Source organism: Pseudomonas oryzihabitans, from assembly GCF_001518815.1.
Classification (GTDB): Bacteria; Pseudomonadota; Gammaproteobacteria; order Pseudomonadales; family Pseudomonadaceae; genus Chryseomonas; species Chryseomonas oryzihabitans_E.
Map to the genome: position 1 here is coordinate 3,097,845 of NZ_CP013987.1, position 26,563 is coordinate 3,124,407.

General features: G+C 66.6%; 29 protein-coding genes. 13 read left to right on the top strand and 16 right to left on the bottom strand.

All coding sequences use genetic code 11. The annotated features are described in order from the left end of the window. Window positions 1-11 precede the first annotated feature (11 nt). The 10 genes from APT59_RS14105 to APT59_RS14150 all read left to right on the top strand — a co-directional run bounded on the left by APT59_RS14105 (window position 12) and on the right by APT59_RS14150 (window position 10,365). Entirely contained in the window at window positions 12-791 is a 780-nt protein-coding gene (locus APT59_RS14105) for a hypothetical protein (protein WP_059315437.1), read from the top strand. A gap of 126 nt (window positions 792-917) precedes the next feature. Beyond that, complete coding sequence (locus tag APT59_RS14110) at window positions 918-3,299, top strand: penicillin acylase family protein (protein WP_059315438.1); 2,382 nt, start codon at window positions 918-920, stop codon at window positions 3,297-3,299. 244 nt (window positions 3,300-3,543) lie between these two features. Next, complete coding sequence (locus APT59_RS14115; RefSeq protein WP_082696360.1) at window positions 3,544-4,740, top strand: CmpA/NrtA family ABC transporter substrate-binding protein; 1,197 nt, start codon at window positions 3,544-3,546, stop codon at window positions 4,738-4,740. An 11-nt stretch (window positions 4,741-4,751) separates the two neighbouring features. Next, window positions 4,752-5,324 (top strand): ANTAR domain-containing response regulator, encoded by a 573-nt coding sequence (locus APT59_RS14120; protein WP_059315440.1) that lies wholly within the window; start codon window positions 4,752-4,754, stop codon window positions 5,322-5,324. A 98-nt stretch (window positions 5,325-5,422) separates the two neighbouring features. Then, complete coding sequence (locus APT59_RS14125; protein ID WP_237140520.1) at window positions 5,423-5,746, top strand: TM2 domain-containing protein; 324 nt, start codon at window positions 5,423-5,425, stop codon at window positions 5,744-5,746. A 150-nt stretch (window positions 5,747-5,896) separates the two neighbouring features. Further along, window positions 5,897-7,138 carry an alanine transaminase gene (gene alaC / locus APT59_RS14130; protein WP_059315441.1) on the top strand — a complete coding sequence of 414 codons (1,242 nt, stop codon included), beginning with the start codon at window positions 5,897-5,899 and terminating at the stop codon, window positions 7,136-7,138. A gap of 94 nt (window positions 7,139-7,232) precedes the next feature. Next, window positions 7,233-7,427: a hypothetical protein gene (locus APT59_RS14135; RefSeq protein WP_017642174.1), complete on the top strand. Its 195-nt coding sequence runs from the start codon at window positions 7,233-7,235 to the stop codon at window positions 7,425-7,427. Further along, complete coding sequence (locus APT59_RS14140; protein WP_059315442.1) at window positions 7,427-8,182, top strand: hypothetical protein; 756 nt, start codon at window positions 7,427-7,429, stop codon at window positions 8,180-8,182. Before APT59_RS14135 ends, APT59_RS14140 begins: the two co-directional genes overlap by 1 nt. A 123-nt stretch (window positions 8,183-8,305) precedes the next feature. Next, window positions 8,306-8,821: a DUF4142 domain-containing protein gene (locus APT59_RS14145; protein ID WP_059315443.1), complete on the top strand. Its 516-nt coding sequence runs from the start codon at window positions 8,306-8,308 to the stop codon at window positions 8,819-8,821. A 332-nt stretch (window positions 8,822-9,153) separates the two neighbouring features. Then, window positions 9,154-10,365 carry a nitrate/nitrite transporter gene (locus tag APT59_RS14150; protein ID WP_059315444.1) on the top strand — a complete coding sequence of 404 codons (1,212 nt, stop codon included), beginning with the start codon at window positions 9,154-9,156 and terminating at the stop codon, window positions 10,363-10,365. Between the two features lie 39 nt (window positions 10,366-10,404). On the opposite strand, the gene APT59_RS14155 is transcribed toward APT59_RS14150, so the two are convergent. From APT59_RS14155 to APT59_RS14180, 6 genes are read right to left on the bottom strand one after another with little or no spacing between them, the layout of a single operon-like run. Then, window positions 10,405-10,977: a GNAT family N-acetyltransferase gene (locus APT59_RS14155; protein WP_082696361.1), complete on the bottom strand. Its 573-nt coding sequence runs from the start codon at window positions 10,975-10,977 to the stop codon at window positions 10,405-10,407. Further along, entirely contained in the window at window positions 10,974-11,510 is a 537-nt protein-coding gene (locus tag APT59_RS14160; protein WP_059315445.1) for a GNAT family N-acetyltransferase, read from the bottom strand. The genes APT59_RS14155 and APT59_RS14160 overlap by 4 nt, the downstream gene beginning before the upstream one ends. Further along, a complete protein-coding gene (locus APT59_RS14165; RefSeq protein ID WP_059315446.1) occupies window positions 11,507-13,159 on the bottom strand; it encodes an ABC transporter ATP-binding protein in 1,653 nt (550 codons plus the stop codon). The genes APT59_RS14160 and APT59_RS14165 overlap by 4 nt, the downstream gene beginning before the upstream one ends. Further along, a complete protein-coding gene (locus tag APT59_RS14170; protein WP_059315447.1) occupies window positions 13,156-14,613 on the bottom strand; it encodes an ABC transporter permease in 1,458 nt (485 codons plus the stop codon). The genes APT59_RS14165 and APT59_RS14170 overlap by 4 nt, the downstream gene beginning before the upstream one ends. 5 nt (window positions 14,614-14,618) lie before the next feature. After that, window positions 14,619-15,596, bottom strand: a complete 978-nt coding sequence (locus APT59_RS14175; RefSeq protein ID WP_059315448.1) for an ABC transporter permease — start codon at window positions 15,594-15,596, stop codon at window positions 14,619-14,621. Beyond that, window positions 15,593-17,818: an ABC transporter substrate-binding protein gene (locus APT59_RS14180; RefSeq protein ID WP_059315449.1), complete on the bottom strand. Its 2,226-nt coding sequence runs from the start codon at window positions 17,816-17,818 to the stop codon at window positions 15,593-15,595. The genes APT59_RS14175 and APT59_RS14180 overlap by 4 nt, the downstream gene beginning before the upstream one ends. Before the next feature lie 88 nt (window positions 17,819-17,906). Here APT59_RS14180 and APT59_RS14185 point away from each other — a divergent pair, with 88 nt between their 5' ends. Next, window positions 17,907-18,428, top strand: coding sequence for a cupin domain-containing protein (locus tag APT59_RS14185; protein ID WP_059315450.1), 522 nt, complete (start codon window positions 17,907-17,909; stop codon window positions 18,426-18,428). Next, window positions 18,419-19,249 carry a GNAT family N-acetyltransferase gene (locus APT59_RS14190; protein WP_059315451.1) on the top strand — a complete coding sequence of 277 codons (831 nt, stop codon included), beginning with the start codon at window positions 18,419-18,421 and terminating at the stop codon, window positions 19,247-19,249. Before APT59_RS14185 ends, APT59_RS14190 begins: the two co-directional genes overlap by 10 nt. A 325-nt stretch (window positions 19,250-19,574) precedes the next feature. Here APT59_RS14190 and aroQ read toward each other — a convergent pair whose 3' ends face one another. From aroQ to APT59_RS14220, 6 genes are read right to left on the bottom strand one after another with little or no spacing between them, the layout of a single operon-like run. Continuing rightward, complete coding sequence (aroQ, locus tag APT59_RS14195; protein ID WP_059315452.1) at window positions 19,575-20,021, bottom strand: type II 3-dehydroquinate dehydratase; 447 nt, start codon at window positions 20,019-20,021, stop codon at window positions 19,575-19,577. A gap of 8 nt (window positions 20,022-20,029) precedes the next feature. Next, window positions 20,030-20,848, bottom strand: a complete 819-nt coding sequence (gene aroE, locus APT59_RS14200; RefSeq protein WP_059315453.1) for a shikimate dehydrogenase — start codon at window positions 20,846-20,848, stop codon at window positions 20,030-20,032. After that, entirely contained in the window at window positions 20,845-22,077 is a 1,233-nt protein-coding gene (locus tag APT59_RS14205; protein WP_059315454.1) for a CaiB/BaiF CoA transferase family protein, read from the bottom strand. Before APT59_RS14205 ends, aroE begins: the two co-directional genes overlap by 4 nt. After that, the gene (locus APT59_RS14210; RefSeq protein ID WP_059315455.1) at window positions 22,074-22,532 is read right to left on the bottom strand and encodes a MaoC family dehydratase; all 459 of its coding nucleotides are present in this window, start codon (window positions 22,530-22,532) and stop codon (window positions 22,074-22,076) included. Before APT59_RS14210 ends, APT59_RS14205 begins: the two co-directional genes overlap by 4 nt. Before the next feature lie 8 nt (window positions 22,533-22,540). Continuing rightward, on the bottom strand, window positions 22,541-22,936 hold the full coding sequence (locus tag APT59_RS14215) for a VOC family protein (protein WP_059315456.1): 396 nt from the start codon (window positions 22,934-22,936) through the stop codon (window positions 22,541-22,543). After that, on the bottom strand, window positions 22,933-23,883 hold the full coding sequence (locus APT59_RS14220; protein ID WP_059315457.1) for a ketopantoate reductase family protein: 951 nt from the start codon (window positions 23,881-23,883) through the stop codon (window positions 22,933-22,935). The genes APT59_RS14215 and APT59_RS14220 overlap by 4 nt, the downstream gene beginning before the upstream one ends. Before the next feature lie 91 nt (window positions 23,884-23,974). Here APT59_RS14220 and APT59_RS14225 point away from each other — a divergent pair, with 91 nt between their 5' ends. Beyond that, window positions 23,975-24,883 carry a LysR family transcriptional regulator gene (locus APT59_RS14225; RefSeq protein ID WP_059315458.1) on the top strand — a complete coding sequence of 303 codons (909 nt, stop codon included), beginning with the start codon at window positions 23,975-23,977 and terminating at the stop codon, window positions 24,881-24,883. A gap of 66 nt (window positions 24,884-24,949) precedes the next feature. On the opposite strand, the gene APT59_RS14230 is transcribed toward APT59_RS14225, so the two are convergent. The 4 genes from APT59_RS14230 to APT59_RS14240 all read right to left on the bottom strand — a co-directional run bounded on the left by APT59_RS14230 (window position 24,950) and on the right by APT59_RS14240 (window position 26,534). Then, window positions 24,950-25,396 (bottom strand): Hsp20 family protein, encoded by a 447-nt coding sequence (locus APT59_RS14230; protein ID WP_059315459.1) that lies wholly within the window; start codon window positions 25,394-25,396, stop codon window positions 24,950-24,952. Window positions 25,397-25,525: 129 nt separating this feature from the next. Beyond that, the gene (locus APT59_RS22575; protein WP_017642154.1) at window positions 25,526-25,684 is read right to left on the bottom strand and encodes a hypothetical protein; all 159 of its coding nucleotides are present in this window, start codon (window positions 25,682-25,684) and stop codon (window positions 25,526-25,528) included. Further along, window positions 25,681-26,265 carry an alpha-ketoglutarate-dependent dioxygenase AlkB family protein gene (locus tag APT59_RS14235; RefSeq protein ID WP_059315460.1) on the bottom strand — a complete coding sequence of 195 codons (585 nt, stop codon included), beginning with the start codon at window positions 26,263-26,265 and terminating at the stop codon, window positions 25,681-25,683. Before APT59_RS14235 ends, APT59_RS22575 begins: the two co-directional genes overlap by 4 nt. Window positions 26,266-26,267: 2 nt before the next feature. Continuing rightward, window positions 26,268-26,534, bottom strand: a complete 267-nt coding sequence (locus APT59_RS14240; RefSeq protein WP_059315461.1) for a hypothetical protein — start codon at window positions 26,532-26,534, stop codon at window positions 26,268-26,270. Window positions 26,535-26,563 lie beyond the last annotated feature (29 nt).

A 26,563-nucleotide genomic window follows, 5' to 3' on the forward strand; every position in this document is an offset into this window, starting at 1 on the left:
GGAGCCTGCCCGTGGAAACCCCTGACCAAGAATCGCCGGCCGTCGAGGCTGCCCCCCATGAGCCCCATCCCTGGGCCAGCCTGCCGCCCGAGCGTTTCCAGCTGCTGCGGCTGATGCCCCAGCCGGCGGATCGCCGAGTCGGTGCACGCCCTCTGCGCTTCGTGCAACTCGGCCTCGTCGAGCGCCATGGCGAGGAGGAAAGCCTGCTGCGACTGACGGTGCAAATTCCCGGGCAACTGTTGCACCGGGAGGTCAACGTGCTGGAGGTCTGGGTCGACCATCGCCTCGGCGAAATCCGCCTGGGCCCCGAGCGGGGTCTGCAAGTCGAACCGGAAGAACGCGGCCTGGGACGCTTCCTGCTGGCCCGAGCGGCCGCCTGGGCGCGCCTGCGCTGGAACCACTACCGGGTACAGGACCTGCCCCTGGCGCGCCGCGACGCCCTCGACGAAGACAGCCGCAAGCGCCGTGACCACGTGCTCAGTGCCCAGGGCTTCACCGTCGAGACGGCCGCGGACGACGAGCGCCAGCAGCTCTGCCGGGCGGCACGGGTCAGCCAGCTGCGCGAGGACTGGAATGCCGACAAGGTGCAGCTGCTGTCGCTGCTGGACGGTGCCACCCTGCTGGAACAGTGCGATCGGGTAATCGACGAGCGTGACTCCAGCCTGAGGCAGCTGGAGGACCGCATCGCCCTCTATCGCCGCGACGACATCTCACTGCGTTTCGCCATCGGCTGCCTGGCGGTGTTCTGCCTGTTCCAGGCCGCACTGCTGATCTGGATGGCCCTGCGCTAGGTGGCAGGCCCGGACGACCTGTCGGCAGCGCTCAGGCGCCACCCCTCGCCAGAGGCTTGCTCCCCCCGTGGACCCTGCTAACGTAGCCACCCGTTCGCATCCATCCGCTCGGAGTGCCCGCTGTTCATGGTCTCGCCTCTTTCCTTTCGCCGGCGCGCGCCTCTGCGCCTCGCTACCCTCGGCCTGTTGACGACCCTCGCCGGTTGCCAGTACTTCGCCGAGGAGCAGCCGACTCGCAATCAGCCGCAACTCAAGGGCAGCCTGCCCCTGCGTGGCCTGGCGCAGACCGCTTCGGTGCGCCGTAACGCCGATGGCCAGCCGTTGATCGAGACCACCACCTTCCACGACGCCCTCTTCGCCCTCGGCTACGTTCACGCCAGCGAACGCCTGGCGCAGATGGTCGAGCTGCGCCTGCTGGCCCAGGGTCGGCTGGCCGAAGCCTATGGTGACAGCCGGCTGGATACCGACCGTTTCATGCGCGCGGTCGATCTGCGCAAGGCTGCCCAGGTGGCTTACAGCAACGCCTCGCCGCGCATGAAGACCTTTTTCGAGGTCTATGCCCGGGGCGTCAATGCCTACCTCTATCGCGCCGGCGAGCGAGTCGAGTTGGATGGCCACGAGTACCGCGCCGAGTACTGGAAGCCGGAAGACAGTGCCCTGCTCTTCGAACTGCTGAACTTCGCCCAGGCAGTGGACCTGCGCAAGGAGACCGCCGCGCTGGCACTGGCCGCCCAGGTCGGCCCCGAGCGCCTCGCCTGGCTGCTGCCCACCTATCCGGACGAACCCCTGCCCGAGGAGGAGACGGCCAAGCTGCGCGGCTTGAATCTGCGGGGCCAGTTGCCCGGCCTCGACGCCCTGCTGGACGTCCAGCGCCAGCTGGCGCAACTGGCGCCCTTCGGTGGCCCGACCGGTACCGCCTGGGCGGCCACTCCGGGCCACACCCGCAGCGGCCGCAGCCTGCTCGGGGTGGACAAGGTCAGCGCCTTCAATGGCCAGTCGCCCTTCACCCTGGTGACCCTGAGAGCGCCCCGTTTCGAAGCCGTGGGCACCACCCTGCCCGGCCTGCCGCTGCTGCTCGATGGCTACAACGGCAAGCTGGCCTGGGGCGCCGCGACCCTGATGGGCGACAGCCAGGACCTCTACCTCGAGCGCCTGCAACGCCAGGGCGGTCGCCTGCAGGTGCAGAGCGGCGGCCAGTGGCAACCCGCCGGCGAACGGGTGGAAACCTTCTTCGTGCGCGGCGAGAAACCGCGTCGCGAAACCCTTTACACCAGCCCGCGCGGCCCCCTGCTGAATCTGGCGCTGGCGCCGGACGCCAACGGCTATGGCCTGGCCTTGCGCAGCAGCCGTCTGGAAGCCGACAAGAGCCTGGACGCGCTCTTCGACCTGTCCCGCGCCAAGGACGTGGAACGCGCCTTCGAACTGGCCCGCGAGCTACGCGCCAGTGACTGGAACCTGGTGTTCGCCGATGCCGAGCACGTCGGCTGGCAGGTGACCGGGCGCTATCCCAATCGCCGCAGCGGTTTGGGGCTGCTGCCCTCGCCCGGCTGGGACGAGCGTTACGCCTGGGACGGCTACGCCGATCCCATGCTGCACCCCTATGATCAGGACCCGGCCCAGGGCTGGCTGGGCGCCGCCAACCAGCGTGTGGTGCCGCGCGGCTACGGCATGCAGCTGTCCAGCAACTGGTCGGGCCCCGAGCGCCAGGAGCGCCTGGCGCAACTGGCCGGGCGCTCGGCGCGCCTGGACAGCCGCGACGCCATGGCGCTACAGCAGGACCAGACCACCACCCTCGCCGCCAAGCTGAAGACGCAACTCGACGCCCCCGGCTTCGCCGCCCCGCTGCGCCAGGCCATCGCGGCGCTACCCGCTGCCCAGCGCCAGGCGGCGGAAGAAGCCCTGCGGCGTCTGCAGAACTTCGACGGTCGCCTGGCCGCCGGCTCAGCCGATGCGGCGCTCTACGAGGCCTTCTTGCAGGTTTTGGCCGAACAGACCTTCGCCGATGAACTGGGTGGCACCAGGAGCAAGGCCTGGCAGGCCTTCACCACCCTTAGCGACACCGGCTACAACGCCATCGTCGATCACCTCCTGGCCCGCGACGACAGCCCCTATTGGGATGACGTCAGCACGGCCACCCGCGAAGACAAGCCGGCGATCTTCGCCCGCTCCCTGGCCGGGGCCATTGCGACCTGCGAGGCCAAGCTGAGCAGCGATCGCGCCGCCTGGCAGTGGGGCCGCCTGCATCGTCTGGACGGCAATGCGAGCGGTGGTGACGGCTCGACCCTGGACCTGACCGCCAGCCACTGGGGCGGTAACGATCAGGTCTGGCTGGCACCCGCACTTCGCCTAGTGGTGGACTTCGGCCTGGCCGAACCCCTGCAGGCGAGTCAGGCCGGCACCCCGGGCAAGGGGTGGGCCCAAGGGCAGTATCGGAGCCTGCCGCTGCAGCCACAGAATCTGGAGCGCGTCTATGGGCGCGACCGCCTGCTGTTGATCCCGCAGAAGTAGACTTCTCCTCCGGCAACCCGCGACTTGGCGCGGGTTTTGCCCCTGCCCTGGCAGACCTCAGCCGGCGTCGTCTCCTTTCACCGCGCCGCGGACCGCTGTAGAGGCGCGGTCCCGCAGGTGCCTGGCAATGGAAGCGCCCGGTGATGGTGCCGTGCCTGTCACCACAATGGTGCAGGCCCTAGTCGAGACGTCCATAGCGGTGCACAGAGAGGCGCCCTGGCGTCCGTCAGCCGCCGGAGACACCATGCCTGCCCAGTTTCCTCCTCACGCCGCGCATCTCTGGGTCGCGGGTTCGGATGCCCCGGAAAAGCCCGAGCTCAATCTGGGCTTCCTGCCCCTGAGCGACGCCGCCTCGCTAATCGTGGCGGCGACCCAGGGCTTTGGCGAGCCACACGGCCTGACCCTGAACCTGCACCGCCAGCCATCCTGGTCGGCCCTGCGCGACAACCTGCTCAACGGCCACCTCGACGCCGCCCACTGCCTCTATGGCCTGGTCTATGGCATGCACCTGGGGCTGGGCGGCACTCCCGCCACCGACATGGCGGTGCTTATGGGTCTCGCGCAGAATGGCCAGAGCCTCAACCTGGCGCGCAGCCTGACCCGGGAAGGGGTTCAGGACACGGCCTCGCTGGTCGAGCGGATCCGCCAGCCGGGCACCAGCCCCCTGACCCTGGCGCACACCTTTCCCACCGGCACCCACATTTTCTGGCTCTACTACTGGCTGGCCGCCCAGGGCATTCATCCGCTACGGGACGTGCGCACCGCGCTGGTACCACCACCGCAGATGCCCGAGCACCTGGCCGCCGGCCGGGTCGATGGCTTCTGCGTCGGCGAACCCTGGGGCGCCGCCGCCGTCGCCCGCGGCCAGGGTTTCACCCTGACCACCACCCAGGCGATCTGGCCGGACCATCCGGAAAAGGTGCTGGCCTGCACCGGCCGCTTCGCCGAGCGCTATCCCAATACGGCCCGGGCGTTAATCCGCACCCTGCTCGATGCCAGCCGCTTCATCGAGGAAAGTCGTGAGAACCGCCTCGGCACCGCCCAGCTGATCAGCGATGCCGCCTACGTGAACGCCGATCCGGCGCTGCTGGCCGGACGCTTCCTCGGCCACTACGAAGATGGCCTCGACCACCGCTGGGAGGACGAACATCCCCTGGCCTTCCATCGCCAGGGCGCGGTCAACCCGCCCTATCTCTCCGACGGCCTCTGGTTCCTTACCCAGTTCCGCCGCTGGGGCCTGCTGCGCGAGGACCCGGACTACTTGGCCATCGCCGAGGCCGTGCAATGCACCGAGCTGTACCGCGAGGCTGCCACCGAGCTCGGTCTGGCGGTACCGCCGCCCCGGCGCAGCAGCACCCTGTTCGACGGTCGCACCTGGGACGGCAGTGATCCAGCCGGTTACGCCCGCAGCTTCGCCATCCACGCGCTCAGCGATCACTAGGGAGAACGACCTTGCGCATTCTGCTCATCGACGACACCCCCAAGCAGGTCGGCCGCCTGAAGAGCGCGCTGATCGAAGCCGGTTTCGAGGTCATCGAGGAATCCGGCCTGACCATCGACCTGCCGGCGCGCATCGAGACGCTACGGCCGGACGTCATCCTGTTCGACACCCAGTCACCCGGTCGCGACGTCATGGAACAGGTCTGTCTGGTGACCCGCGACCAGCCGCGCCCCATCGTCATGTTCACCGACGAACACGACCCGGCGGTGATGCGCCGGGCCATCCAGTCCGGCGTAAGCGCCTATATCGTGGAGGGCATCCAGACCAGTCGCCTGCAGGCCATCATCGACGTCGCCCGCGCCCGCTTCGAGACCGACCAGGCGCTGCGCGCCGAACTCCAGGCCCGCGAGCAGCAGTTGCTGGAGCGCAAGAAGGTCGACCAGGCCAAGGGCCTGCTGATGAAGATGCGTGGTTGCAGCGAGGACGAGGCCTACACCCTGATGCGCCGCCAGGCCATGAGCAAGCAACAGAAGCTGATCCAGGTGGCCGACCAGATCATCGCCATGAGCGAATTGCTGGGCTGAACCGGCGCCAGGGGCAGAACTCTGGAAATAGTCTGGCACCGATTTGTGTGGCAATATCCGCGCCCCCTGGATATCCACGCTCGAAAAGGACTTCTGTCATGAGCTCGCTGCAAGCTGAAATGCTGGTCGAACAAAAGGTCGCCAATGCGCGCAAATCCACCGGCGCCGCCTACCTGATCTGGTTTTTTCTCGGCATGCTCGGCGGTCATCGCTTTTACCTCGGCCGCACCGGCACCGCCGCCATCATGCTGGTGCTCTCGCTGCTCGGCTGGGTCACCTTCTTCATCCCCTGGATCATCCTGGGTATCTGGTGCCTGATCGACGCCTTCCTCATCCCTGGCATGATCCAGCAGCATCAGGACAAGGCACGCCAGCAGGCGCGGCTGGAAGTGGCGGCGCTGCAGACGAGCCACGCGCTCTGAGCCGTTCCGGGGCGCTTCGCCACCCGACAGCACCCCGCTGATTTTTTCCTCGACAAGCGCAGCGGCCTGCGGCTACTGTCCGCTGCAGGTCACCTCCTGTGACCCACGTCGCTCGGACGGTTCCGGGCGCTTACGTACTTCGAGGAACGCATGACTGATTCCAGTCCCGTGCGCCGCTTTGCGCGCATCGATCGCCTGCCCCCCTACGTCTTCAACATCACCGCCGAACTCAAGATGGCCGCGCGCCGTCGGGGTGAGGACATCATCGATCTGTCCATGGGCAATCCCGACGGCCCTACCCCGCCGCACATCGTCGAGAAGCTCTGCCAAGTCGCCCAGCGCGAAGACACTCACGGCTATTCCAGCTCCAAGGGCATTCCCCGCCTGCGTCGCGCCATCTCCCACTGGTATCGCGACCGCTATCAGGTGGAAATCGACGCCGACAGCGAAGCCATCGTCACCATTGGCTCCAAGGAAGGCCTGGCGCACCTGATGCTGGCGACCCTGGATGCCGGCGACACCGTACTGGTGCCCAACCCCAGCTACCCGATCCACATCTATGGCGCGGTGATCGCCGGGGCACAGGTGCGCTCGGTGCCCCTGGTGCAGGGCATGGACTTCTTCGCCGAACTGGAAAGAGCCATCCGCGAGAGCATTCCCAAGCCGAAGATGATGATCCTCGGTTTCCCTTCCAACCCCACCGCCCAATGCGTGGAGCTGGACTTCTTCGAGCGCGTGGTGGAATTGGCCAAGCGCTACAACGTGCTGGTGGTGCACGACCTGGCCTATGCCGACATCGTCTTCGACGGCTGGCAGGCGCCCTCCATCATGCAGGTGCCCGGGGCCAAGGACATCGCGGTGGAATTCTTCACCCTGTCCAAGAGCTACAACATGGCCGGCTGGCGGATCGGCTTCATGGTCGGCAATCCCGAGCTGGTCGCCGCCCTGGCGCGGATCAAGAGCTACCACGACTATGGCACCTTCACCCCACTGCAGGTGGCGGCCATCGCCGCCCTGGAAGGCGACCAGCAGTGCGTGCGCGACATCGCCCAGCAGTACCAGCAGCGTCGTGACGTGCTGGTGCGTGGCCTGCACGAAGCCGGCTGGATGGTGGAGATCCCCAAGGCCTCCATGTACGTCTGGGCCAAGATTCCCGAGCCCTACGCCCAGCTGGGCTCGCTGGAATTCGCCAAGAAGCTGCTCGCCGAGGCCAAGGTCTGCGTCTCGCCAGGTCTGGGCTTCGGGGACTATGGCGACGACCACGTGCGCTTCGCGCTGATCGAGAACCAGGACCGCATCCGCCAGGCGGTGCGCGGTATCAAGCAGATGTTCCGCGCCGATGGCCTGCTGCCCAAGGTTGCCTCGCGTAAAACGGGGGTCGAACCGGCCTGAGTCATCGCCGCGCCGTCGACCGGCGGCGCGGCGAATCCTTGCCGGTTCTGGTGTTCCAAGCTATAAGCGCCTAGTGCACCCTCGGGATATCGTCATGCTGAAAGGCCTGTTCAACCTGCTCAAATCGCCCTCCGCGGACGACCTCAAGCTGGCCGCGAGCATCAACAACTCCTACAAGTCCATGCGCGTGGTCGGCCGCGGCACCCTGCGCATCGACCCGGCGGAGGTCTTCGACTCCCCCGAATTCAAGGAAGACCTGGACCGCGCCCGGCGGCTCATCAACCGCTGATGTTCCTGCTGCTGCTCCTGCCGATCCTGGTCAGCGGTTTTCTCGTCTGCCACAAGCATCCGCTGTACTTCTATCGCCTGCATCGCTACGAGGGCCAGTACCTCTATCTGCAGAGCGCCCGCTTCGGTCTGTTCTGCACCCTGCTCGCCGTGAGCCTGCACCTGGGCATCGCCCAATTGCTGCAGGGGCGCAGCTGGTCATGGGGTGAGCGGACCTTTTCCCTCGACTATTTCGCGGGTCTCGCCGAGTTGTTGCGCCGCACTGGTACCCTGGACGATCCGCTGCAGGCCGCCTGGATCCTGCTGGTGACGGTGACCGCCTTGCTGATCCCCACGGCCTGGGCAGCACTGGCTCGCTCGACCATCAAGCGCAAGTACGGCCTGACCGAGGACAACTACCGCACCTTTATCCTGGCCGGCATCCTCAAGGACAGTCCGCTGGACGATCTGCTGATGACCGCCTCGATCAACCGGGAGACGCTGATGCTGACCCTGGAAGAGCGCAAGGTGTATGTCGGTCGCATTACCACCCTGGGCGAGCCGAGCGAAACGGAAGGGGCCGACCAGGACGTCTGCATCAAGCCGATCATGAGTGGCTACCGCGACAAGGACAAACTCTGGGTGACCTTCACCACCCATTATGCGGACAAGGGCAAGGACATCTACCTGACGCTGAAACAGAGCCAGATCGTCTCGGCGACGCGCTTCGATTTCGACGCCTATGAAGCGTTTCGCTCAAGCGTCAGCCGCAATTGATAGGGTTTGGCGACGCTTTCGCAGGGAACGTATGACTTTTTAGGCAGGTCCCATTTTGCAGGCGCATTCACTGCCACGCGGTGACGCCCTTTCCTAACTGCCTAAGAAATCAGGAGCACGTCCATGACGCCCATGCTGAAGAAAGCCTCCAGCCTGTCCCTCGCCATCCTGCTGGCTGCCGGTGCCGGTCTGGCCCAGGCCGCTGACAAGCTGTCTCCGGCCGAATTCGTCGACGACGCCTCGGCCAAGGGCATCGCTGAGATCGAAGCAGGCAAGCTGGCCCTGGAAAAGAGCAAGTCCCAGGACATCAAGACCTTCGCCCAGAGCATGATCGACGACCACACCAAGGCCAACGAGCAGCTCAAGAGCCTGGCCCAGGAGAAGAAGCTGAAAGTCTCCACAGACGCAGAGCTGATGGACAAGGCCAAGGCCATGATCCTGCAGGTGCGTGACGATTCCTTCGATCGCTCCTACGCCAACAACCAGGTCGTAGCCCACGAGCAGACCATCGAGATCTTCCGCACCGAAGCCAAGAACAGCGATGACGCCGCGCTGAAGGCTTTCGCCGAGAAGACTCTGCCGAAGCTGGAACACCACCTGCAGGAAGCCAAGGCGCTGCAGACCAAGTACGCCAAGTAATAGGGTTATCCCGATAGAAAAGGCCGTGGCGAGTGATCGCCACGGCCTTTTCTTTTAGCCTATCGCGGCCGCTCCCACAGGGCGCCAATAGAGGGCGACTTTTTGTAGCTACGCCCAATCCTTGGGCGGTGGCTTGCCCCGATACCCATTCCGAATCCCGCCAAGGCCCGTGACTACCGGGCTCGCACGACTTGGCGTCGCTCTTGCAAAGACCTGGGCAGCGGTGGCCAACGGCGGTCACCCCAATCGACAAAGGCGTCAGTTCACCTCCCGGCAACGGGTCAGGGTGACTGGCGCCTTTTTCATGCCCGTGACGTGCCCGAGGTGCCTCCATGAGTCCCAGTTTCTGGAAAGCCGGCCATGCGCCGACCCTGTTCGCCGCCTTCCTGTACTTCGACCTCAGCTTCATGGTCTGGTACGTGCTCGGCCCCATGGCCGTGCAGATCGCCACCGACCTGCAATTGACCACCCAGCAGCGCAGCCTGATGGTGGCGACGCCCATCCTCGCCGGGGCGGTCCTGCGCCTGATCCTGGGCTTCGTCGCTGATCGACTGTCGCCGAAGACCGCCGGCATCATCGGCCAGGTGGTGGTGATCCTGGCGCTGCTGGTGGCCTGGCAGCACGGCGTGCACAGCTATGAGCAAACCCTGGTGCTGGGCCTGTTCCTCGGCTTCGCCGGGGCCTCCTTCGCCGTGGCCCTGCCGCTGGCCTCCCAGTGGTATCCGCCGCAGCACCAGGGCAAGGCCCTGGGCATCGCCGGCGCCGGCAATTCCGGCACCGTGTTAGCCGCTCTCTTCGCCCCGGCGCTGGCCAAGGCCTTTGGCTGGACCAACGTGTTCGGCTTCGCGCTGATCCCGTTGATCCTGACCCTGGTGGTCTTCGTGCTCTGTGCGCGCAACGCACCGGAACGCCCGGCCCCGAAGAAGCTGGCGGACTACGCCCGTGCCCTGGGCGACCAGGACAGCTGGTGGTTCATGTTCTTCTACAGCGTGACCTTTGGTGGCTTCCTGGGTCTGGCCAGCACCCTGCCCGGCTACTTCCATGACCAGTACGCCCTGGAACCGGTGATCGCCGGCTACTACACCGCCGCCTGCGTCTTCGCTGGCAGCCTGATGCGGCCCCTGGGCGGCGCCCTGGCCGACCGCATCGGTGGCATCCGTGCCTTGCTGGGCATGTACACCGTGGCGGCCATCTGCATCGCCGCCGTGGGCTTCCACCTGCCCAGCGCCATGGCCGCCCTGGCGCTGTTCGTGGTCGCCATGCTCAGCCTGGGCGCCGGCAACGGCGCGGTGTTCCAGCTGGTGCCCCAGCGCTTTCGCAAGGAGATCGGCGTCATGACCGGACTGATCGGCATGGCGGGCGGCATCGGCGGCTTCGCCCTCACCGCGGGCCTGGGCACGATCAAGCAGGCCACCGGTGACTACCAGCTCGGCCTCTGGCTGTTCGCGGGCCTGGGCGTACTCGCCTGGTTCGGCCTGCTGAGCGTCAAGCGCCGCTGGCGCACCACGTGGGGCTCGGCTGCGGTCACGGCGGCACGCGTCTGAGCCAGGACCCGGCGGATCAACCTCGCCGGGTTTCGTCCTTCAAGGGGCGGGACGAACGTAGCTGGTCAGCACATGGTCCCGCCAGACGCCGTCGATTTGCAGATAACGGCGGGCTAGGCCCTCGCGTTCGAAGCCCAGGCTCTGGAGCAGATGAGCGCTGCGCAGGTTGTCCGGCAGATGGTTGGCCATGATGCGATTGAGGCCCAACTCGCCGATGACGAAATCGCGGCCCAACCGTACGGCATTGCACATCAGGCCGCGCCCCTGCCAGGCCTCGTCCAGGCCATAGCCCAGGAAGCAAGCCTGGAAGCCGCCGCGAAAGATCTGGCTGAAATTCACCGTGCCGATGACCAATGGCCCCGCTCGCAGCACCAGGCGCACTTCGCTCACGCCCGGTCCGCCCGCCCGATAGGCCGCTACCTGCCCTTGCCATTGGGCCTGGGTGTAGAAGGCGTCGGAGCGCCGCGGCATCGACTGCGCCAGATGCTGGCGATTGCGCCGATAGTAGTCGGCCACCGCGGCGGGATCGGCCAGGGTCAGGTCGATCAGTTCCACCGCCTCGGTCACGGTGAAGCGGGGTGGATACTGCAGCGGAATGGTCAGAGCGGTCATCGCTTCGTCTCCGGCGGCAATTCGTAGACCCAGGTGGCGCAGCGTCCGCCCTCGGGTCCCTCACGATCGTTCTCCAGCACCCGGATGCGGCGAAAGCCGACCCGCTCGGCCAGCCGCTGGCTGGCGGCATTGGCCGCCGAGGTGGTGAGATAGAGCCCCGCGGCGCCGCGCCCTTCGACGAAGTGGCGCAGCGCCGCGGTCATATGGCCCTGCCCCGCGTGACGGCTGTGCGTCCAGTAGCCGATCTCGTAGCGGCGGCCGCCCTCCAGCGGCGTGAGTCCCAGGCAGCCGAGCATCTCGTCACCGCGCACCAGGAAGTAGCGCTTCTCGCCCTGGGCCAGGGTGAAGGCGCCGCGGGCCGCGAGCAGGCTGTCGCGCGCCTGGGCGACCGTGGTGTGCTCCCGGGCCCAGCCGAGGAAGCGGCGATGCTCGGCATAGCTCCAGTTAAGCGCCTCGGCGAAGGCCTCTGCCAGGCGCGGTTGCGGCCACACCAGCTCGAAGTCGGCCAGGGCGATACGGGGCGGAAAGTTCATGGCGTGGGTCCGAAATCCAGCCGTGGCACCGCGGCCAGCAGGCGTTGGGTCATGGCGTGAGCGGGCGCGCGCAGCACCTGCTCGGCGCTGCCCTGTTCGACGATACGGCCGCCGTCCATGACCGCGATGCGATCGGCCAGGTACTCGACCACGCCGAAGTTGTGGGTGATGAAGAGATAGGCCAGGCCCATCTCCGCCTGCAGTTCGCGCAAGAGATCGAGGATCTGCGCCTGCACCGAGACGTCCAGCGCCGAGGTGGGTTCGTCGCAGACCAGTACCTGAGGTTCGACGATCAGCGCCCGGGCGATGGCGATGCGCTGGCGCTGGCCGCCGGAAAACTCGTGGGGGAAACGCTGCAGGGTATCGCCGGGCAGGCCGACCCGCTTCACCAGGGCCGCGGCGCGGCCCTGGCGCTCGGCAGCGTCCAGCTCCGGCCGCAGGGCCAGCAGCCCCTGCTCCAGGGTGGCGCCGATGCGCATGCGTGGATCCAGAGAGGCGAAGGGATCCTGGAAGACGATCTGGATCTGCCGGCGCAGCCGTTGCAGGGTACGTCTGTCGGCGGTGAGCAGGTCTTCGCCGCCCAAGCGCGCGCTACCTCGGATGCGTGGGCCGTCGAGCAGCCGCAGCAGGGCCTTGCCGGTAGTGGTCTTGCCGCAGCCGGATTCGCCCAGCAATGCCAGGGTCTCGCCGGCGTGCAGGTCGAAGGTCACGCCGTCCACCGCCTTGACCCAGTCGCGGGTGCGGCCCCAGGCACCGCGGCGGATTTGATAGTGCACGGCCAGGTCCTGCACCTCCAGCAGTCGCTCACCTGGGTGGCGCGCGGGCAAGGCCCGAGGTGTGCCCGCCAGGGTCTGACCGCGTTTGGCGAAGGTGGGGATGGCGGCGAACAGCTCGCGAGCATAGGGATGCCGGGGCGCCTGGAAGAAGTCCTCCGCCGGGGCGCTTTCGACGATCTCGCCGTGGCGCATCAGGGCCACGTGATGGGCCACCTGGCGCACCACCGCCAGGTCATGGGTGATGAGCAGGATGGCCATGCCCAGCTCACGCTGGATATCGGCCAGCAGGGTCAGGATCTGCGCCTGGACGGTGACGTCCAGCGCCGTGGTGGGCTCGTCGGCGATCAGCAGGTCGGGCTCGGCCGCCAGCGCCAGGGCGATCATGATGCGCTGCTTCTGGCCACCGGAGAATTGGAAGGGATAGTCGTCGATCCGCCGCTCCGGCTCGGGAATGCCGACCCGGCGCAGCCAGTCCACCACCCGGGCTCTCGCGGCAGCGCCGCGCAGCGGGGTATGGGCGCGCAGGGTTTCCTCGATCTGCTCGCCGATGCGCATCACCGGATTCAGGCTGGTGGCGGGTTCCTGGAAGATGGTGCCGATGCGCCCGCCGCGCAATTCGCGCAGGCGGCGCTCCGGGAGGCGATGCAGGTCGGTACCGGCCAGCAGCGCCGCGCCGCAGGTGATACCCAGCGAGGGGGGCAGCAACCGCAGCAGGGAGAGCGCCGTGACGCTCTTGCCGCTGCCGGACTCGCCCACCAGGGCAAAGGTCTGGCCACGGGCGATGGCCAGCCCCAGCTGCTTGACCGCCTGGCGCGTGCCCTCCTCGCCTTCGATCAGGATCTCCAGGTCACGAATTTCCAGCACTGGATTCATGGCTGCACCTCACCCTGGCCAGGCCTTCTTCTGAGCCAGGCGGACCTCAATCGGCGACTGCGCGGATCGAAGGCGTCGCGCACGGCATCGGCGAAGAGATTGGCAGCCAGCACCAGCGTCAGCATGAAGGCGAAGGCGCTCAGCAGATTCCACCAGATCATGGGGCTGCGGGACATCTCGGTGCGGGCGTCATTGATCATGGAGCCGAAGGAATTCATGGTCGGATCGACCCCGATACCCAGGTACGACAGCACCGCCTCGTAGAGCACCAGGCTGGAGAACTCCAGGGTCAGGGTGATGAGCACCAGGTAGAAGACATTGGGCAGCAGGTGCCGGCGCAGGATGGTGAAGTGGGAGACGCCAAAGGCGCGCGCCGCCTGGACGTATTCCAGCTCGCGCAGCTTGAGCGCCTCGGCGCGCAGCAGACGGCACAGCCCGGCCCAGCCGGTGAGGCCGAGGATCAGGCAGAGCATGAACAACCGCAGGTCGGCGCGCGCCGCGCCGGTGTCGAACAGCTCCGGGTGACGGTCGATGAACACCTGCATCATCAGCACGCAGGCCGCCACCAGCAGCACCCCGGGGATGGAGGTCAGGGTGGTGTAGAGATAGGTGATGATGTCGTCCACCCGGCCCTTGAAATAGCCGGCGGCCAGGCCGAAACCGATGGCCGGCGGCAGCATGGCCAGGGTGGTCAGACTGCCGATCACGAAGGCGGTGCGGATGCTCTTGAGCGACTGGTAGAGGACATCGTTGCCGGTGCTGTCGGTCCCCAGCACGTGATAGCCGCTGGCCAGGGCGGTCACGCTGCCGGCCACCAGGCAGACGCCCAGCCAGGTTAGCAGGATGGCGCGCCAGGGGGTGGTGGTATGACCGCGAAGGATCAGCAGGCAGCGCGCACCCAGGCCACCCGCCTCGCGCAACCGCGCCGCCGCCAGCACAGCGGCCACCAAGGCCACTGCCAGACCGCCGAGAAGCCCCACCAGCAACCGCTGGAACACATCGCCGCGCCACTCTCTAGCAGGATCGGCCAAGGTCGTACCGGCATGCTTGAGACGTGGAAAGTCGCGTAGCGGCTGGCCATCGGCGGTGGTGCCCAGGGTCTCCTTGGAGAACTGGTGGGTGGCCAGCGGTGCGGAGTAGGTTTTCTCGCGCTGGGTGAGACTGGTCCCGGCCAGCAGGCCGTCGAGGGCCGAGAGCACCGTGGGTGAATAGATAGGCGCCGTCGCGCCAGGCGCGGCCGGCAGTTGCGGACGGTAGTGCACGGAATCCAGCAGGGCGATGGCGACGAAGCTGGCCAGCACCACGGCCGCGCTCATCGCTGGCGCGTCCTGCAGCACCCGTCGCCAACTGGCGCGCAGGGCCGGCTGACGACGGGCACGCCAGGCGTAAAACAGGCTACCGGCCACCAGCAGGTAGAGGGCGATATCGGTCCAGAGCAAGACGAATTTCGGCATGGCGGCTACCTGAAGCGAACGCGCGGATCAGCGAGGGTGTAGGACAGGTCCGCCAGGATCAGCCCGACGATGTAGAGCACCGAACCCAGGAACACCATGGTGCGGACCACGGCGAAGTCCTGGCCGTTGATGGCGTCGATGGTGTAGCTGCCCAGGCCCGGGATGCCAAAGAAGGACTCGGCGATCAGGCTGCCCATGATCAGCAGCGGGATGGCCGAGACCACGCCGGTGAGAATCGGCAGCGCCGCATTGCGCAGCACGTGGCGCAGCAGTACCTGGCGCTCGGCCAGGCCCTTGGCGCGGGCGGTGCGCACATAGTCCTTGCCGATCTCTTCGAGAAACAGCGCACGGTAGAAACGCGCCTGGCTGCCGAGGCCGGAGATCACCGCCACCACCACCGGCAGCAGCAGGAAGCGCAGCAGATTCCAGCCTTCCTCGTAGCCCGAATAGGGCACCAGCCGCAGGATCTTCGCGAACAGCCACTGACCGGCGATGATGTAGAACAGCGAGGAGATCGACAGCAGCACCACACAGAGCACCACGCCCCAGAAGTCCAGGCGGGTGGCGCGAAAGAACACCAGCAGCAGGGCGAAGCCCACGCTGGCGACCAGGCCGAGCACGAAAGTCGGCAGCGCCAGCGCCAGGCTGGGCCCGGCGCGCTCGCCGATCTCCCGGGCGATACTGCGACCGCTGTCGGAGGTGCCGAAATCGAAGGCCAGCAGCTTCACCGAGCGCTCGAAGAAGAGCGTATCGGTGAAGCGCCCCACCCCTTCACGGGTGGTATTAATAAGCAGCGGCTTGTCGTAGCCGTGCTCCGCCTTCCAGTCCTCGATGGCGTCGGCGGTGACGTACTTGCCGCCAATCGCCAGGCGCGCCATGTCGTCCGGGGTGTTGACGGCAAAGAACAGCACGAAGGTGAGCAGGTTCACCCCGATGAGGATGAGCACGCCATAGGCCAGGCGCCGCAGCAGATAGCCGATCATGGCCGCTTCTCCCCTGCCGAATCGCCAAAGGCAGTCTGGCGTTCACGGCGCCGGAGGATGCGCCAGGCCGGCCACACCAGCAGCAGCGCGAGCCCCAGCAGCAGCCACAGTGGCCAGAGCACCGGTTGGTTCCACTCCTGGACCTTGCGCTCACGCAGGGCCGGATCCAGGCGCAGGTAGCGCAGTTGGTCGCGCACCATCTGGGTCGGCTTGGCGTTGTACACCCACTGCTGATAGGCACCCGCCGACAGGGGATTCCAGCCGAACAGCCAAGGCGCATCCTGTTGCACGATGGCGACCATGCGCCGGATCAGCGCCACCTTTTCGGGACCGTCGTCGAGACTCTTCATCTGCTCGAACAGCCGGTCGTACTCGGGGTTGCTGTAGTTGCCGGCATTCTCGCCACCATGCTTGGCCTTGCCCTGGGGGCCGTAGAAAAGGAACAGGAAGTTCTCGGCATCGGGATAGTCGGCGTTCCAGCCCCAGAAGAAGATCTGCGCCGCGCCCTTGCGCATCTTGTCCTGGAATCGGTTGTAGTCCGAGCCGCGCAGTTCCAGCTGGATACCCAGCTTGGCGGTCTGCTGGCGCATCCAGTCGAACATGGCGCTGTCGCCACTGCTCTGGGCGTCGTACTGCAGGATCAGCGGCCGCCCGCTCTTGGCATCGCGGCCATCGGGATAGCCGGCCTCGGCCAGCAGCTGCCGCGCGTCTTCGATGGGCCGCCGTTCGGGCTTGCCGTCCACCAACCGGTAGACCACCGGGTTGGCACCGGCCGGCGACGCCTCATAGCCCAGCACACCGGGCGGCAGCGGGCCATTGGCGACCAGGCCGTTGCCGTTGAGGAAGACGGTGATGTAGCTCTCCCAGTCGAAGGCGATGGACAGCGCCTGGCGCAGCTTGCGATTACGCACCTGCTGCTCGGGGGTCGCGCCCTGCCCTACCACCGGATCCAGCCAGTTGAAGCCCAGGTACCAGTTGGAGGCCTCCACCGCGGTGGGTAACTTGAGGCCGCGCTCGCGATAGAGTTCGGCGGAGTCGGCCGAGTCGCCCGCCTTGGTGCGCAGCGCCACGCCATACTCGCCGCGCTCGACCTGCGGGGTGTCGTAGTAGCCCTGGATGAACTTGCCCATCAGCGGCACCCCTTCCTTTTCCAGGCTGAACACCGCGCGGTCGATCAGCGGCATGGGCTTGCCGCAGTCGTCCAGCCGACCCTCCTCGCGATCAACAGGCTCACCTTCGCAGGGATAGGGATCGGCGCGGTAGTTGGGATTGCGCTCCAGCACATGGCGGCGATTGGGAATGGATTCGGCCAGGCGATAGGGCCCGGTACCCACCGGCCAGCTGTTGAAGCTGAGGTTGTGCTCGGCCATACCCGGCTGGCTGTAGAAGCGATCCGCCTCCCAGGGCACCGGCGCGGCGAAGGTCGTGGCCAGCCAGTAGCTGAACTGGGGGTATTTGCCGATCACCCGCAACCTCAGGGTGTGGTCATCCAGCACCTCTATCCCGGGCAACTCGCCCTGGCGCAGGTCCAGCCAGGGCAGCGGCGCGCCCTTGGGCAAGCCGGCGCGCAGGGTCTTGTCGGCGGCGCGCAGGCCATCGCCAAACGCCTGCATGCCCACCAGGTGCTCGGCGAAGATGGCGTAGCTGGGCGAGACCAGCCGCGGACTGGCCAGGCGGCGCAGGCCGTAGGCATAGTCGGCGGCGGTCAGGGCGCGGCTGCCGGGCTCGGGGAAGTCGGGGATCTGGTAGCGATCGGCCAGATCGTCCGGCTTGATCGGGAAGTAACGGTAATTGCCCTGGACATCGCGGGCAAAGGCCGGATGCGGCGCATAGCGGGCATCACGGCGGATGGGAATGTCGTAGACGCTCTCGGCGATCTGCGCCGGCGGCGCATCGTCCGGCAGGCGCCGGCCCTGGGCGTCCAGGTAATAGGGTGCGACCACTCGCTCCGCGCCGCGGGCGATCAGCTCATAGGGCCGCTTGAGATAGTGATAGCCATAGAGCGGCTCATAGATGTTGTAGGTGAAGTTGGTCTCGTCGCCGGAATAGGAACTGGCCGGATCCAGGTACTTCGGCGAACGGGTGGTAAAGGCGGTATAGAGGGTATTCTGGCCTTCGGCTCCTGCGCGGTAGGGGCTGTTGATCGGCGTATCGTCGGGTGAACAGCCACCGAGCAGCACCAGGGTCAGCAGTGCGAGGAATTGTCTGGACAGTCTGGGCATCGCGTTCCTGCACCGAAAGAGACCTGAGGCGGCAGCGCCGGCCTAAACGACTAAGCTTGAGCTATTTTCCCGCGAGGCGCAGCACCCCATGCAATCCCGGAAAGATTTCGACAAGATCGTCCACTGGTCCCAGCTCCAGGCCCCGGATGGCCCCGGCTATCCCGACAGTGACGAGCGCTTTTCCCTGGGCGCTGCCTTCGGCCGCCACTTCGGCTTCGCCCGCCTGGGCATCCACCATGAATGGCTGCCACCTGGCCGGCGTACCTCAAGGCCCCATGCCGAGGCCACCGAGGACGAATTCATCTATGTGATCGCGGGCCACCCCACGGCCTGGATCGACGGCCACGCCCACCGACTCGATCCGGGCGATGGCGTAGGCTTCAAGGCCGGCGATGGCGTCACCCACACCTTCATCAACGAGACCACGGAGCCGGTGGAGCTGCTGGTGGTGGGCGATACCAGCCGGGCGGACAATCGGCTGCACTATCCGCTGCATCCGGAATACACCGCAGGTCTTGGGGACAAGCAGTGGCGGGAGTGTCCCAAGCGAGAATTGGGGCCGCATTCGGGTAAGGCACTGTCGCCACGAGAGGACGACGAATGCCCGTGAATCCGTTGCGACTCCCCGCCTCCATTCGCGCCAACGCAGGCCTTCTCACCCAGCTGCAATTGGCGCCCGATACCCGCCTGACCTACGGTGAGCATGAGATGGCGATCCGCACACCGGACTGCCCCGACTACTACTTCGGCAACTACCTGCTGCTGGATCAGCGCCCGACCGCCCAGCAGGTGTTGGCCTGGTCCGCGGCCTTCGAGCAGCTGCTCGACAGCCCACAGCCCCTGGGGCATCGTGCTTTCGTCTGGCCAGAGCCGCAGGGCAAGGCGCCACCGGCGGACCTGCCTTGCGGCTACGATTATCAGCGCCTAGTCTGGATGCGTCTGGCCGCCGATGCCCTGCAGCCCGCCCCGGTCCTGCCTGAAGGACTTCACGTCAGAACCTTCCAACACCCCACCGACTGGCAACAGTGGCGTGAGCTCCAGGCAGAGGTGACTCCGGGCGCGGAGGATCCTGAAGCGCACCGGCGCTATCTGGATTATCAGGCGCGACGCTATCGATCACTGAGCGACAGCGGCCTGGGCGACTGGTGGGGTGTATTCGATGGCGAGGAGCGGCTGCTGGCCTATCTTGGCCTCTATCGCCTGGGCCGACTGGGCCGTTTCCAAGCGGTTACCACGCGGGTGGACTGGCGTCGGCGCGGACTCTGCCAGGCCTTGCTCGGCACGGTGCTTCGGCACCAACGACATCGCGTGGACGCCTTCGTGATCGTGGCGGAAAGCGAACATCACGCCCAACGGCTCTATGCCAAGGCGGGGTTCGCCGTAGAGGGCGGCATAGGAACCCTGCTGTGGGCAGGTGCCGGCAGAGGATAGCAATCTAGCTCTCATGCCGAGGTAAGCGTGTGCTTCCCTACCCTGATCTATCGCGGCCATGGGCCGCTCCTACAGTGTAGGAGCGGCCCATGGCCGCGATGGCCTACGCACGACTTCTTACCCGGCCGTTGGGCTTCGGCGATGGAGCCGCCTCAACCCAACCTACGAAACCCTACCGTAGGTTGGGTTGAGCGCAGCGAAGCCCAACATGACCTCGGCCAACACCTTTGCGCGTGGAAAACGCTGCGCGGTTTTCCACTCTACACGGGATCTGTGGGAGCACCCCCTCTCCATTTGGGAGAGGGTCGGGGTGAGGGGCGGCGGCTCAGGCCCTTCGCGCCTGGGCCGCGCTCACTGCCGCGCGTAGCGCTAGCAAATAGCTGTCCACGCCGAAGCCGGCGATCTGCCCCAGCACGATCTCGGCGAACACCGAATGATGGCGGAAGCCTTCACGGGCATGGATGTTGGACATGTGCAGCTCCACCACCGGCACGGTGAGGATCGCCAAGGCGTCGCGGATGCCGTAGCTGTAGTGGGTCCAGGCGCCAGCGTTGATCAGTACCGCGTCGACGCCCTCCTCATAGCCACGATGGATGCGCTCCACCATCGCCCCTTCGTGGTTGCTCTGGAAGCTTTCCACCTCGACGCCCAGTTCAGCACCCAGGGCCGTTAGCCTGGCGTCGATCTCGGCCAGGGTCACGGTGCCGTACTGCACCGGGTCGCGCTTGCCAAACATATTGTGGTTGATACCGTGCAACATCAGGATCTTCATGGGTTTGCTCACTGCAGCGGAATGGTCAGCTGGTCGATGACCGCCCGGGTCTCGGGGCGCACGCCGCGCCACCAGGCGAAGGCTTCGGCAGCCTGCTCCACCAGCATGCCCACGCCGTCCGCCAACTGAGGCACGCCCTGCTCCCGAGCCAGACGCAGGAAGGGGGTCAGACCCTTGCCATAGGCCAGTTCGTAGGCCAGCGCGGCCTGGGCGAAGACGCCTGCCGGCACCGGCGGCAATTCGCCGACCAGACTGGCCGAGGTGGCATTGATCACCAGATCGAATGTCTCCCCTTCCAACGCCGCGTAGCTCTTTAGGCTGAGCAGCTGATGGTCGATCTCCTGGGCGAGCGCCGTCGCCTTTTGCCCGTCGCGATTGACCAGCACCAGCTCCGTCGGCTTCGCCGCGAGCAAGGGCAACAGGGCGCCGCGCACCGCACCACCGGCACCCAGCAACAGCACCCGCTTGCCGGCCAGGGGTTGGCCGAGATTGACCTCGAGGTCGCGCAGCAGGCCGATGCCGTCGAAGTTCTCCGCCAGCACCCGCTCGCCCTCGAACTTCAGGGCGTTGGCCGCCCGGGCTAGACGTGCCCTTTCGCTGGACTCGGTGGCCAACTGGAAGGCCTGCAGCTTGAACGGCGCGGTCACATTCAGGCCCTGCCCGCCCTGGGCGCGAAAGCGCTGCACGTCGCCGGCGAAGTCCTCCGGCGAGCCCTCGATGGCGCCATATTCCAAGTCTTGATCGGCAGCCGCCGCGAATAGCCCATGGATCAGCGGCGACTTGGTGTGGTTGATCGGGCGGCCAATCACCGCGTAGTGGTCGGTCATGCGCAGGGCTCCTGGCTGAAGAGCACGCCATCGGCCTGCAGCCGGGCAATCTCTTCCGCGCTGTAGCCCAGGCTCTGGGCCACCACGGCATTGTGCTCGCCGAGATCCGGCGCCACTTGCTGGATGGTGGTGTCGCACCCGGAAAAGCGGAATGGCAGATTGGGCATACGCAAGGTGCCGAAGCGTGGGTGCTGTTGCTCCTGGATCATGCCGCGCGCCTTGATCTGAGGATCCTCGATCACCTCGTCGATGCGCTGCACCTTGGCACAGGGCACGTCGATCTCATCGAGCAGCGCCAACAGCCGCGCCACCGGATTGGCTGCCACCCAGGCCTTGACGACGGGTAGGATGGCTTCGCGATGGGCGTTGCGGCCGGTAGAGGTGTGGAAGCGAACGTCACTGCCAAAACCCGGCTGGCCCGCGTCCTGCTCCACCAGGGCGGCGAAGCGCTTCCAGGATTCGTCCACCTGGGCGGCGATGACCAGGTCGCCGTCCTGGGCGCGAAACACGCCATAGAGGGTCGAGGTGGGCATGTCATGACCGGTCTGCTGCGGCAGGATCTCGCCGCCGGACAGGGTATAGCACTGCACCGCGTATTCGTGCATCGATACCAGGGTGTCGTACAACGCCATGTCGATGTGCTGGCCGCGCCCGCTGGTGACCCGTCCCAGCAGCGCCGCGTTGATGGCGGCCACCGCGTGGGCGCCGGTGTACATGTCGCCCAGGGAGATGCGCAGCAGCGGCGGCGCCTCGCCCGGCGTGCCGACCATTTGCATGATGCCGCTCTTGGCCTCGGCGATCAGCCCGAAGCCGGCGCGGTGCGCGTCGGGCCCGGTATGGCCATAGGCCGAAATCGAGCAATACACCAGTCGCGGATTGCGCGCGGACAACTCCGCATAGCCCAGGCCGAGCCTGTCCAGGGCGCCGGGCCGGTAGTTCTCGATGAAGACGTCGGCGCTGTCGCAGAGCTGCTGCATGAAGGCCTTGCCGCGCGGGTCCTTCATGTTGACGCTGACGCCCTGCTTGCCCATGTTGAGTTGCAGGAAGTAGCCGCTCTGCTGGTCATCCAGGACGAAGGCGTGCTGGCGACCGGCATCGCCGCTGCCGGGCCGCTCCACCTTGATCACCTCGGCGCCCAAGGCCGCCAGGCAGCGCCCCACATAGGGGCCGGCGAGGAAGTGGCTGTAATCGATGACCCTCAGGCCCTGCAGCGGCAGTGGCTGGCTCATATCGCACCCTCCCGCCGCGGCACCATCAGCCGGTGCTCGCCGCGCTGGACGACCTCGCCCTTCTGGTTGATCAGCTCGGACGGCAGCACCACGATGCCCCAGCCCGGCTTGCTCTTGCTCAGGCGCATGGACCCCACGCGCAGCCTGACGTGCAATTCGTCGCCGACGCGGATCGGCAGGAGGAAGTCCCAGGTCCAGCCCAGCGACATCCCTGGCAGGAAGCGGTAGTCGCACTGGGTCTTGAGGCCGTCGGCGATGGACAACCCCATCAGGCCATGGGCGACCAGGCCGCCGAAGTGACTGGCGTTGGCATAGGCCTCGTCGACATGGACCGGGGTGTGGTCGCCGGTGAGGTCGGCATAGGCCAGGATGCGCTCCCTGGTGACCTGGTAAGTCGGCGTGAGCGCCTCGTCGCCTTCGTGGGCATCCTCGAAGTATTTTTCTTGTACGGTCATGGTCGCTGTCACTCGGCTTGACGGGCGTTGACGGCCAGGGCGTCGTGCACGGCGCGGGCCGGCACGGCCTGGATGAATTCCAGCGCCAGGCCATCGGGCAGGCGCAACCAGTTGGGGCCCTGGGGCAACTGCTCCACCCCCTCGAAGCGCCGGGCGGCGGCCAGGGCGGCGTCGAGGTCCTCGCACATCAGCCCCAGGTGGCCCAGGCGCCCTTCCGGGCCTTCGAAATCCGGCTGGCTCATGAACTGCATGCCACCCAGCGTCCAGTACTGGCAGGGCTCCTCTACCGTGCCCTGCACCTCGCGCAGGGTCATGCCGAACACCTCGTGGAAGAAGCGGATGTGCCAGTGGATGTCCTTGACCCAGATGGCCACGTGTTCCAGATAGGCCTTGGGAATGCTCATGCTGTCGCGTCCTCTCGTTGTCGGTCGGCCAGGGCGCGCTCGATGCCCTTGATGCAGGCGACCAGGGTGGCGTTGACCGGTGTGGGCACGCGGTACTGCTGGCCGAGCCGCACCACCGCGCCGTTGATGAAGTCGATTTCGGTGATGGAGCCCTTCTGCAAGCTCTGCAGCAGGGAGGTCTTGAACGACGGCGGCAACCCTTCGCGTGCCAGCTCCCAGGCAGCCTGCGGCTCCCGCAGGCCAAGCTCGACGCCGGCCGCGCGCGCCACCGCGATGGCCTCGCCCACCGCCTGTAGCGCCACGTCGCGCAGCAGCGGCTCGCTGTAAAGCTGGCCATAGGTGAGCTGGGTGATGCCGGTGAGGGCGCCGGTGGCGACGTTGACCAGCAGCTTGTCCCAGAGGGTGCCGAGGATGTTGCCGCTGACGGTAGTGGCCAGTCCCGCATTGTCGAAGACCGCGGCAACGGCCTGGACGCGCGCCGAGAGCTGACCATCGAGCTCACCGATGATCGTGCGCTTGCCCACGACCCCGCTGCGGATCTGACCGGGCCCGAGCAGCACGCCGCCGACATAGGTCTTGCCGGCGATCACCCGCTCCTGCCCGACGATCTCCGCCAACAGTTCTTCGTGACCGAGACCGTTCTGCAGCGACAGCACCAGGGTATGGGGACCGACCAGCGCCCGGGCCTGGCTCATGGCCGCGGTGGTGGCGAAGGACTTGACCAGCACCACCACCAGATCGACCACGCCGACCGCTTCGGCATCCACTGCGGTCCGCACCTGAAGCCGGCGCGTGCCGTCGGCAGTCGTGACTTCCAGGCCGTCGTGCGCTATCACGTCGAGATGGGCATTGGGCCGGTTGAGCAGCCAGGTGTCATGCCCGGCCTCGCTCAGCCAGGCACCAAAGGTGCTGCCCAGGGCACCAGCCCCGAGGATGCAGATTTTCATGGCAGAGGCTCCTGATTAGCGCCCTACCCTAGGCCTGGGGATCCTATTGAGCTATACAAAGACCTCAATCCGCCTATCAGGAAAGCTGATAATGCTCCCCACGGACGGCCTGCCCGAACCCAAGTTGCTGATGCTGTTCGAGGTGCTCTATCGCACCGGCAGCGTCACCCGCGCCGCCGAGCAACTGGGCCAGAGCCAGCCCACCATCAGCCTCTGGCTCGGCAAGCTGCGCCGCCAGCTGCGCGACCCGCTGTTCGTGCGCACCCCGGGTGGCATGAAGCCCACGCCCCAGGCCGAAGCCCTGATCACGCCCTGTCGCGAAGTCCTCGAATCCCTGCGCCGCCTGGTCGCCTGGGAGGTCGCCTTCGAGCCCGCCACCGCCCAGCGGCTGTTTCGCCTCTGCCTGAGCGATGCCAGCCACATCACCCTGCTGCCACGGATACTGGCGCACCTGCGCGAGGTGGCGCCCGGCGTACGCCTGGAGGTCGCGCGGATCGATGGCAATACCGAACAGGCGCTGGAGATCGGCGAAGCCGACCTGGCAATCGGCTTCATCCCCTGGCTGGGTGGCAGTCTCTATCAGCAGCTGCTCTTTCCCCAGGATTGGGTCTGCCTGGTCAGCGCCAGCCATCCCCGGCTTGGAGCGCGCCTGACGGCGGCGGCCTATGCCCGGGAGGGTCATGTACTGGTGAGTGCCGGAACCGGCCAGAAGCTATTGGAAGCCGGCCTGGTCAGAGCCGAGGTGCAGCGCCGGATCGTGCTGGAGTTACCCGGCTTTCTCGGCGTCGGCGCGGTGGTGGGTAGCTCCGATCTCATCGTCACCCTGCCCCGGCATATCGGCACCACCCTCGCGGCCACCTATGGTCTCAAGGTCCATGAGTGCCCGGTGCCGATCGAGGGCTTCGCGGTCAGGCAGCACTGGCATGCGCGCTATCACCAGGATGCCGGCAATCGCTGGCTACGTGGGGTGCTGATGGAGCTCTTCGGCCACGGGCGTTAGCGCAGCGGCCGGAAACGAAAAAGCCCCAGCTCAGGGCTGGGGCTTTGGGGCAGGACGCCTGGACGATCAGTTGTCCAGGGCCGGGCGCTGGCCGGAGATGGCGATGCGCTTGGGCTTGGCTTCTTCCGGGATCACCCGCACCAGCTCGATGCTCAGCAGGCCATGCTTGAGATCGGCGCCCTGCACCTCGATATGGTCGGCGAGGCGGAAGGACAGCTTGAAGGCGCGTTGGGCGATGCCCTGATGCAGGAATGTCACGCTCTCGGCGCTGTTTTCGCGCCGGCCGCCCTTGACGGTGAGAACGCCACGCTCGACTTCGATTTCCAGGTCATCTTCCTGGAGACCGGCGGCGGCGATCACGATGCGATACTGGTCGTCACCGTGCTTCTCGACGTTGTAGGGCGGATAGGAACTGCCAGCGTCGTTGCGCAAGGCGGATTCGAACAGGTCGTTGAACCGGTCGAAGCCAACGGAATGACGGAAGAGCGGGGCCAGGGACAGTACGTTGCTCATGGTGAATCTCCTGATAGGTTCAGCAAGTTTCGGTATTGCCTGCGGGACCCGACTTCGGCATCCCGCACGAACCTAGATAGGAATTCCCCAACAAATTTCAAGGCCCAATCCCGACGAACGGTAGTGACGCTATTTCTTCTTCGGCTTGCGCTTTTTCTTCTTGGCTGCAGCCAGCGGCAGCGCCTGCTCGAAGGCCGAGCGCACCTCCTGCAGGCGACGCTCCTTGAGGTCGTGGATGCGCTTGCCGCGCTCGGTAGTGAAGTCGATGAGGTTGCTGTCGTCGCTCATGTGGCTATCCGGCGAAAGGTGAGATTCAGCCGTACCCCGCTGGCTTTGCGGGTCTTGGCGATCTGGTGCTGCCAATGATGCTGGGTCGCGCCGCCCATGACCAGCAGGCTGCCGTGACCGAGTTCCAGGGAATGGCCGATGCGGCTGCTGCCCTTGCGGCGGAAATCGAAACGTCGCGCAGCACCCAGGTTGAGCGAGGCGATCAGCGGATTGGGGCCGAGACTGGCCTCGTCATCGCTGTGCCAGCCCATGGAGTCCTGGCCGTCGCGATAGCGGTTGAGCAGCACGCCATTGAAGCCGTGGCCACAAGCCGCCTCGACGGCTTCGCGGATCCGCTGCAGCAGTGGCGTCCAGGGCAAGGCGGCATGATCCAGGCCGGCATAGCCGTAGACGACCCCTGCATCGGCGTACCAGGCGACCTGTCGCGGCACCGGATGCCAGCGGCCGAACACCCGCACCTGCGGTTGGCTCCAGGGCGTCTCGGCGTCGAGTTGCCGCAGCCAGGCGTCGGCGGTGTCCGCCGGCAGCCAGTGCGGATGAAAATCCAGCTCGGCATCGGCCAGGTGCAGGACATCGGCCATGGCTAGACGCGCAAATCCACCTGGACGCCCACCTGCTCCGGCTCCTCCAGGACCTGGGCCCGTTCGGCGCCGAGCCCCTGGCGCAGGGCTTCGCGCCGACGGCGCCGGCGGCGGGCTTCGCGATCCAGGGTGGCCTCGTCTTCCAAGGGGGTCTGCCCGGTCTGCGCGGCCGATTCCACCGGCGCCACGGGGGCGACCGGCGGTCGTAACGGCGCCGGGTCCAGCTGGTTGGGCGGGGTTACGCCCACAGGCGGAACGATGGGAATCATGACGGGGACCTCGAATTTGGAGCGGCGCC